This window comes from Pseudomonas sp. SIMBA_068 (assembly GCF_046534705.1).
GTDB lineage: Bacteria > Pseudomonadota > Gammaproteobacteria > Pseudomonadales > Pseudomonadaceae > Aquipseudomonas > Aquipseudomonas putida.
The window spans coordinates 611,806-620,085 of sequence record NZ_JAWRYI010000002.1; the positions used below are offsets into that span (position 1 = coordinate 611,806).

An 8,280-nucleotide genomic window follows, 5' to 3' on the forward strand; every position below is an offset into this window, starting at 1 on the left:
TGTATTGAAACCGGTTTCATCGCTATCACAATAATCATAAGGACCGCCCATGACCGACGCGCCTGCCCATGCCCGCGAACGGGTCACCATCAGCGAAGTAGCGCGTGTCGCTGGTGTTTCCAAGGCCACCGTCTCCCGTTACATCGGGGGCGATCGCCAATTGTTGGCCGAAGCCACGGCCAAGCGTCTGGAACAGGTCATCGAACGCCTCGGCTACCGCCCCAACCAGATGGCCCGCGGCCTCAAGCGCGGCCAGACGCGACTGATCGGCATGCTGGTGGCCGATATTCTCAACCCCTATTCAGTGGCCGTGATGCATGGTTTGGAAACCGCCTGCCGTCAGCACGGTTACAGCCTTGTGGTGTGCAACACCAACCGCGACGACGAGCAGGAGCGTCACCACCTGGTGGCCCTGCAGAGTTACAACGTCGAAGGGTTGATCGTGAACACGCTCGGGCATCACCCCGGCGAACTGCTCAACCTGCAGCGTGACATCCCCATGGTGCTGGTCGACCGCCAATTGCCCGAGCTGAATGTCGACCTGGTAGGCCTGGACAATGCCGACGCCGTCGAGCAGGCCCTCGACCACCTGCAGGCCCAGGGCTACCGCGACATCCTGGCGGTCAGCGAACCCCTCGATGGCACCAGCTCACGCCTGGAGCGGGTGCAGGCATTCGGCGCGTCGGTCAGCCGCCGGCCCGGCATGCGCCAGCAGGTACTGGAAATCAGCGCCGGGCTGCAGGGCCAACTTGCTACGTTTCTTGCCAGCCGCGGCCATGGCCCGCAAGCCATCTTCACCTTCAACGGCGTTGCCACCTTGGCGGTGACCCGGGCCCTGCACGAGGCCGGGTGCAACCTGTTCGCCGATGTCGGGCTGATCGCCCTCGACGACCTCGACTGGTACCCCTTGGTTGGCAAAGGCATCACTGCGCTGGCCCAACCCACCGAGCGTATCGGTGTGGCGGCATTCGAAAGCCTGCTCGGTCGCCTGCGCGGCGACAACGGGGCAGCCCGGCGCATCGACTTCAAGGCCAACCTCATCATCCGCGGTTCAACCCAACCCCAGTAAGCAACGGCAGGCCCGCGCCTGCTGCTGCCGACTTAAAATGAAACCGGTTTCATAAGGATAAAAACAATGCACCCGAACCCCGTTTCCATCAGCCTCTCAAGCTACGGTGCCGACTTTGTGCGGCAGCGTGGCCAGGAGCAGTTCCTGGACATGCTGGCGGCCGCTGGCGTCAGCCGAGTGGAATTGCGCGAAGAGTTGTTCGCCAGTGCACCGGACGCGGCTGCACTCGGTGCGGTCATCGCCGCACTGCGCCTGGAGTGCCTGTACTCGACACCTCTTGAACTGTGGACCGCGCAAGGCGTGCCTGACCCGCTACTGGTCCGCAAGCTGGAAACTGCCCGGGCGCTTGGCGCTGTAGCGCTGAAGGTTTCCCTGGGGCACTTCGATGCGCACTGCGATGTAACCGCCCTGGCAGCGCTGCTGCCTGCGCAGGGGCCGCTGCTGCTGGTGGAAAACGATCAAACCGCACACGGTGGCAGGATCGAACCGCTGCTGCAGTTCTTCCAGCGTGCCGACACGCTTGGGCTGCGTCTGGGCATGACCTTCGACATCGGCAACTGGCAGTGGCAAGGCGAGCCTGCGCGGCAAGCCGCACGGCAACTGGGCCGTTGGGTGCGCTATGTGCATTGCAAGGCTGTGCAGCGCCGGGCCGATGGTCGCCTGGTTGCCATACCGCCCCAAGCGGCGGACCTGCAGGCGTGGGCAGCGCTGATGACCGAGTTCACCCCCGGCGTGATGCGCGCCGTCGAATACCCCCTGGTTGGCGAAGACTTGCTGGCGCTTACCCGTGCCCAGGTACGCAGCCTGTCTGCATTGGGCGCGAGGGTGGAGGTGGCCCATGCATGAGCATGACGTGCTGTGCTTCGGCGAGACCATGGCCATGTTCGTCGCCGAGCAAACAGGTGACCTGGCCAGTGTCGGTCAGTTCGGCAAACGCATAGCCGGCGCCGACAGCAACGTGGCCATCGGCTTGGCACGCCTGGGCTTCAAGGTGCGCTGGCTGAGCCGGGTAGGCGACGACTCGCTCGGCCGTTTCGTGCTCGACAGCTTGCGCCGCGAAGGCCTTGACTGTTCCGGTGTCGAGGTGGATGCCAGTTACCCGACGGGTTTTCAGCTCAAGGCGCGTTGCGATGATGGCAGCGACCCGGCAGTGGAGTACTTTCGCCGCGGTTCGGCAGCCAGCAGGCTGTCGCCCGTACTGCTGAACCCTGCCTGCCTGCAGGCTCGCCACCTGCACGCCACCGGCATCCCGCTGGCGCTGTCCGACAGCTGCCGTGCGCTGTCCCACGCGCTGGTGGACGCCATGCGCGCAGCCGGGCGCAGCATATCGTTCGACCCCAACCTGCGCCCCTCGCTGTGGCCGGATCAAAACAGCATGGTGCGCGAAACCAATGCCCTGGCGGCCAAGGCCGACTGGGTGCTACCGGGCCTGGAAGAGGGGCGGTTGCTGACCGGCCAGCATACCCCGGCGGACATCGCCGCGTTCTACCTCGACCAAGGGGTGGAACTGGTGGTGATCAAGCTGGGCGATGCCGGCGCCTACTTCCGCAGCGCCAAGGGCGAAGGGCAGGTAGCACCCGTGCCGGTCAGCAGAGTGGTGGACACCGTCGGTGCGGGTGATGCCTTCGCCGTCGGCGTGCTCAGCGCGTTGCTGGAGGGCCGCGCCGTGCCCGCAGCAGTGGCGCGTGGCAACTGGTGCGGCAGCCGCGCCGTGCAGTCGCGCGGCGACATGGAAGGGCTGCCGTTGCGCCACGAGCTGGAGGCCTACTACCTGCGCAGAAGCGCGTGAGCCAGCCAACCCCGAATCACCTGTTGCAACAAAAAAAACAAGCTCAGGAGAACCAAACCATGCAAAGCCAAAGCCTGGCACCTCGCCGCTGGTGGTACGTCATCCCGATTGTGTTCGTCACTTACAGCCTGGCGTACCTGGACCGCGCCAATTACGGCTTCGCCGCCGCCTCCGGCATGGCCGAAGACCTGCACATCACCCCGGTGCTGTCTTCGCTGTTGGGTGCGCTGTTCTTTCTCGGTTATTTCTTCTTCCAGGTGCCCGGCGCCATCTACGCCGAAAAGCGCAGCGTGAAGAAGCTGATCTTCGTCTGCCTGATCCTGTGGGGCGGCCTTGCCACGCTCACCGGCATGGTCAGCAACGTCTACATGCTGATAGGTATCCGCTTTCTGCTCGGGGTGGTAGAGGCCGCCGTCATGCCGGCCATGCTGGTGTACCTGTGCCACTGGTTCACCCGTGCCGAGCGCTCGCGTGCCAATACCTTCCTGATGCTCGGCAACCCGGTGACCATCCTGTGGATGTCGGTGGTTTCGGGGTACCTGATCAAGCATTACGACTGGCGCTGGATGTTTATCATCGAAGGCCTGCCTGCCGTGATCTGGGCGTTCTTCTGGTGGCGCCTGGTGGATGATCGCCCGGCCCAGGTGAAGTGGCTGAGCGATCAGGAGAAGGCGGCCCTGGCGCAGGCACTGGCCGCCGAGCAACAGGGTATCAAGCCCGTGAAGAACTACCGCGAGGCGTTCCGCTCGCCGCAGGTGATCATCCTGGCGCTGCAGTACTTCTGCTGGAGCATTGGCGTGTATGGCTTCGTGCTGTGGCTGCCGTCGATTCTCAAGGAGGCCGCGAATGTGGATATCGTGCAGGCCGGCTGGCTGGCCTCGGTGCCGTACCTGGCGGCGGTGCTGGCGATGGTCGGTGTGTCCTGGGCGTCCGACCGCCTGCAAAAGCGAAAGCGCTTCGTCTGGCCACCACTGTTGATTGCCGCCGTGGCGTTCTATGGCTCGTACGCGTTGGGCAGCGAGCATTTCTGGCTGTCGTACGCGTTGCTGGTGGTTGCCGGTGCCTGCATGTACGCACCCTATGGCCCGTTCTTCGCGATCGTGCCCGAGATCCTGCCGGCCAACGTCGCAGGCGGGGCCATGGCGCTGATCAACAGCATGGGCGCGCTGGGCTCGTTCGGCGGCTCGTGGCTGGTGGGTTACCTGAATGGCGCTACGGGCGGGCCAGGGGCCTCTTACCTGTTTATGTGCGGCGCGCTGCTGACCGCAGTGGCACTTACCGCCGCACTCAATACATCCCAGACGAAGCGCGGTAGCTCGCGGCTGGCCATGAACTCATAGGAAAACTGCAATGAAGAAGCGAATCGTGCTGTACAAACGCCTGTCCGACGACTTGATGGCACGCCTGCAAGAGCGCGTCGAGGTGACCTGGGTGGATACCTCCCAGCCCGATGGCCTGGCCCGCCTGCGCGATGCGTTGCCGGGTGCTCACGGGTTGCTGGGGGCCAGCCTGCGCCTGGATGCCAGCCTGCTGGACCTGGCGCCACAGCTGGAAGTGGTGTCCAGCGTTTCGGTGGGCGTGGACAACTACGATGTTGCCGAACTCAGCCGGCGTGGGGTGATGCTGACCAACACACCTGACGTGCTCACCGAAACCACTGCCGACACCGGCTTTGCTTTGATTCTGGCTACAGCCAGGCGGGTGGTGGAGCTGGCGAACTGGGTGCGTGACGGCCATTGGCAGGCCAACCTGGGGCCGGCGCATTTTGGCTGTGACGTGCATGGCAAGACCTTGGGCATCGTTGGCATGGGCCGCATCGGCGAAGCCTTGGCCCGGCGCGCGGCAGCTGGCTTTGGCATGCGTGTGCTGTACCACAGCCAGCGCGCCAAGCCCGAGGTGGAGGCGCGCCATGCGGCACGCCAGTGCAGCCTGGATGAGTTGTTGCAGCAGGCGGATTTCGTTTGCCTGACGGTGCCGCTGAGCGCCAGCACCGAAGGCCTGATCGGCGCACGGGAGCTGGCGTTGATGAAGCCTGAGGCGATCCTGGTGAACATCTCACGCGGGCGCGTGGTGGATGAGCAGGCGCTAGTCGAAGCGTTGCGGGCCAGGCGCATACGCGGTGCGGGGCTGGATGTGTTTGTGCAGGAGCCGCTATCAGTAGACTCGCCGCTGTTGCAGCTCGATAACGTGGTAGCGACACCGCATATCGGCTCCGCGACCGAGGAAACCCGCCAGGCCATGGCGCGTTGCGCGGTAGACAACCTGCTCAGCGCGCTGGCCGGCGAGCGGCCGGCGAATTTGGTGAATGAGGAGTGCAGGACCTGAGAACAAGGGGCTGCACAGCAGCCCCCGTACAATACAGGTCTATCGGCAGTTACCTGCCTTGCGATAGCCCGCTGCCTGCGCCTCACCCTCGTTAGCGAAGGTAACCTGGTTCTTGGCGGCAACCTGGTTATAGCCCGGGCAGCCAGCAGACAGGTGATAAACGTGGCTGTTGCGGTTGCCAAGCACGGCCCCGACTGACTGGACAGTGGCCAGGCTCGGCTTGGCCTCTGCCTTGCTGGCTTTCACCGGCACCGCTTGCGCCACGCCACTGCCAACTGGCTTGTAGTCAGCCGTCCACTTGCGTTCCCCGCTCACGAACGGGTTGGCGTGCCCCATGATCGCGGCAATGCGCCGGTCGCGCTCTTTCTCCCAGGCCGACACCGGGTGCTGTTTGTCCCAGGCCATCAGCAGCTGTTGCTGCTGGCGCGACATGCTCAGTTGGTAACGGTCGAACATGTAGAACGTGGTACGGGCCACCAGGCCTTTGACTTCATCGCGCGGTTCGGCGGCGCGCTGGACGAAGTCGACCTTGGTGGTGCACTGGCCATACTCGCCGGCATTGCCCGCGACCATGCCGTAGTTGAAGTTGCTGCGGTCGCCGTTGACCTCGCCCACGGCCGGGTAGAGGTTGAACAGGTCGGCTTCCATGGCGCGGAACACCGGGTCGTTGTCCACGCAGTGCTCGCGGCCGCCGTTCTTCCAGCACTGGCGCTGGTTGCCGAAGGTGTAGGCGGGCACGATGTGTTCCCACTCGGTGCGCTCGGCGCGGTTCTGTTGCTTGCGGGTCTGGTAGCCGCACGAAGCCGCATCGATGCGGCCGCCGGACTTGCCCACCCAGGTCCACTTGCAGCCGCAGTACAGGTCGCCCATGGCACTGCTGGCCTGGTCCAGGTACACCTTCTGCTTGGCCACCACCTTGGCCTCGGTGAACGTGGCTGGCGGGTTGGCCAAGGCAGGGAGGGTGAAGGAAAACACTAAGGTTACGGCGTAAAGCAGTGATTTCATGGGAAAAACATATTTCAGATTGGGGGGCGCATTGTAATGCTTTCCCGGTCGCTGGCCAGCTCGCTGAGCCATACCAGCGGTCGGCCCGGGTCGTCGCCGGCCATGCGGTCGAACGTGGCTGAGTCGAGCATATCCCTGACCTGAGCGCCCATGCGCAGCAGCCGCTCGATGAAACCGGCACCGACGTCGCCAGAGTCCTCAAGTGAAACGCCGCTCTGGTTGTGCTGGATTGCCAAGTGGTAATGACTGACCCCGGCGCCATTGCCACTGCCGCCCAGCACCACGGTAAAGCGTGGGCCCAGCAGGCCGGCCAGGCGTTGCTGGACCAGGTCGAGCAGTGCGATCGGTACTTCATCGTGGCGCAGTGATGTCGGGAAACAGGGTGTGAACGGAGGCATGAGGGTGTCCTGCTGGGCGGGTTCGGGTGTTGGCCAGCTTAGGCAAGGTGACTGTCAACTTGGGTTAAGCGGGGGTAAAAGCGGGTAATACTCAAACAGGCCCTACGCGGTCCCTGTAGGAGCGGCCTTGTGCCGCGATGGGCTGCGCAGCAGCCCCGGGATTTCAGCGTCATGGCAACAACTTATGGGGCTGCTGCGCAGCCCATCGCGGCACAAGGCCGCTCCTACAGGGGCCGTGCATGGCTGGTGTATCAGAACGTCTGCCCCAGCGAGAACTGGAAGATCTGTGTCTCGCCGTTATCCGGCTTTTTCAATGGCGCCGCCAGGCTGAAGCTCAGTGGCCCCATCGGGCTGTACCAGGTCACACCAACCCCCAGCGACACGGCCATCTGCGCCAGGTCGACGCTGCCGCAGCCCTGGGTGGTCGAGAGGTAGCAGGTGTCGGCATAAACGTTGCCGGCGTCGACGAACAGAGAGCTGCGCAGCTGGCTCTGGTCCTTCACGAACGGCAACGGGAAGATGTATTCGGCGCCGCCGGTAATCAGGATGTTGCCCCCCAGCACGTCGGTGTCGCGGTCGGAATAGTAAGCCTGACCGGCGCTGGCGTAGGTGCCGGTGGCCGGGGTATTGCGCGGGCCGAGGGTGCCGTCCTTGAACCCGCGCACCGAACCCTGGCCCCCTGCGGTGTAGCTTTCATAGAACGGCAAGCCGTCGGTGGACCCGTAGCCATTGCCATAGCCCAGCTCGGTGTGCAGGCGCAGCGAGGTGTTGTTGGTCACCGGCAGGAAGGCCTGGCCGTTGTAGTCCAGTTTGTAGAACGACAGGTCGCTGCCAGGGGTTGTGGCCATCAGCGTGAGGCTTTGCGAGTGGCCACGGGTGGCCAACACGCCTTTGTTGAGGGTGGATTCCGACCAACCGATCGACGCCTTGAGGTTGTTGAAACTCTTGCCCTCACGGGAGATGAAGTCGTAGATCTCGTCGGCGCTGTAGGTACCCGGCGAAATGTCGTCATGCTGCAGGGTCAGGCCGTAGGTCAGGCGCGAGGTTTCGTTGATCGGGTAGCCAAAGCTGACCCCGGCGCCGTAGCTGTTGATCGCATAGTACGAAACGCCATCGTCGTAGTAATCGCTGTAGTCGGTGGTGTTGTAGAACAGGTTGTAGCCCAGGCTGACACCGTCGGCGGTGAAGTAGGGGTCGACGAAGCCGAAGTTGTACTTGGTCTGGTATTCGCTGCGAGTCAGGCCGATGGACACCTTGTTACCGGTACCCAGGAAGTTGCTCTGGCTGATCGAACCACCGAGGATCAGGCCGGCGCTCTGGGCGAAACCGACGCTGGCGGTGATCGAGCCGGAGGCTTGCTCTTCAACGCTGTAGTTGACGTCGACCTGGTCGTCAGTGCCTGGCACCGGCGGAGTCTCGACGTTGACTTCCTTGAAGAAGCCCAGGCGCTCCAGACGGGTCTTGGACTGGTCGATCAGGTAGGTCGAAGCCCAGCCGCCTTCCATCTGGCGCATTTCGCGACGCAGCACTTCGTCTTCGGTCTTGGTGTTGCCGCGGTAGTTGATGCGGTTGACGTAGGCACGCTTGCCCGGGTCGACCACGAACATGATGTCGACTGTGTGGTCCTGGTCGTTCGGCTGTGGCACGCCGTTGACGTTGGCGAAGGTGTAGCCTTCGTTGCCCAGACGACGGGT

At 63.9% G+C, this 8,280-nt stretch carries 8 protein-coding genes; 5 read left to right on the forward strand and 3 right to left on the reverse strand.

Annotation, left to right across the window (positions count from 1 at the left end; all coding sequences use genetic code 11):
- Positions 1–49 precede the first annotated feature (49 nt).
- The 5 genes from ptxS (at position 50) to SB756_RS09060 (ending at position 5,183) form a co-directional block, all read left to right on the forward strand.
- Entirely contained in the window at positions 50–1,069 is a 1,020-nt protein-coding gene (ptxS, locus tag SB756_RS09040; protein WP_410910695.1) for a transcriptional regulator PtxS, read from the forward strand.
- A 66-nt stretch (positions 1,070–1,135) separates the two neighbouring features.
- Positions 1,136–1,915, forward strand: coding sequence for a sugar phosphate isomerase/epimerase family protein (locus SB756_RS09045; RefSeq protein ID WP_410910696.1), 780 nt, complete (start codon positions 1,136–1,138; stop codon positions 1,913–1,915).
- Positions 1,908–2,858 carry a sugar kinase gene (locus SB756_RS09050; protein ID WP_410910697.1) on the forward strand — a complete coding sequence of 317 codons (951 nt, stop codon included), beginning with the start codon at positions 1,908–1,910 and terminating at the stop codon, positions 2,856–2,858. Before SB756_RS09045 ends, SB756_RS09050 begins: the two co-directional genes overlap by 8 nt.
- Before the next feature lie 59 nt (positions 2,859–2,917).
- Positions 2,918–4,198 (forward strand): MFS transporter, encoded by a 1,281-nt coding sequence (locus SB756_RS09055; protein ID WP_341795631.1) that lies wholly within the window; start codon positions 2,918–2,920, stop codon positions 4,196–4,198.
- A 10-nt stretch (positions 4,199–4,208) separates the two neighbouring features.
- On the forward strand, positions 4,209–5,183 hold the full coding sequence (locus SB756_RS09060) for a 2-hydroxyacid dehydrogenase (RefSeq protein WP_341795630.1): 975 nt from the start codon (positions 4,209–4,211) through the stop codon (positions 5,181–5,183).
- Between the two features lie 39 nt (positions 5,184–5,222).
- Here the strand turns inward: SB756_RS09060 and SB756_RS09065 are convergent, their stop codons facing one another.
- From SB756_RS09065 to bamA, 3 genes are all read right to left on the reverse strand, one after another.
- Entirely contained in the window at positions 5,223–6,188 is a 966-nt protein-coding gene (locus SB756_RS09065; RefSeq protein ID WP_341795629.1) for an endonuclease, read from the reverse strand.
- A 14-nt stretch (positions 6,189–6,202) separates the two neighbouring features.
- On the reverse strand, positions 6,203–6,586 hold the full coding sequence (locus tag SB756_RS09070; protein WP_410910698.1) for a hypothetical protein: 384 nt from the start codon (positions 6,584–6,586) through the stop codon (positions 6,203–6,205).
- 251 nt (positions 6,587–6,837) lie between these two features.
- On the reverse strand, positions 6,838–8,280 hold a 1,443-nt coding region (bamA, locus tag SB756_RS09075; protein ID WP_410910699.1), incomplete at its 5' end, for an outer membrane protein assembly factor BamA.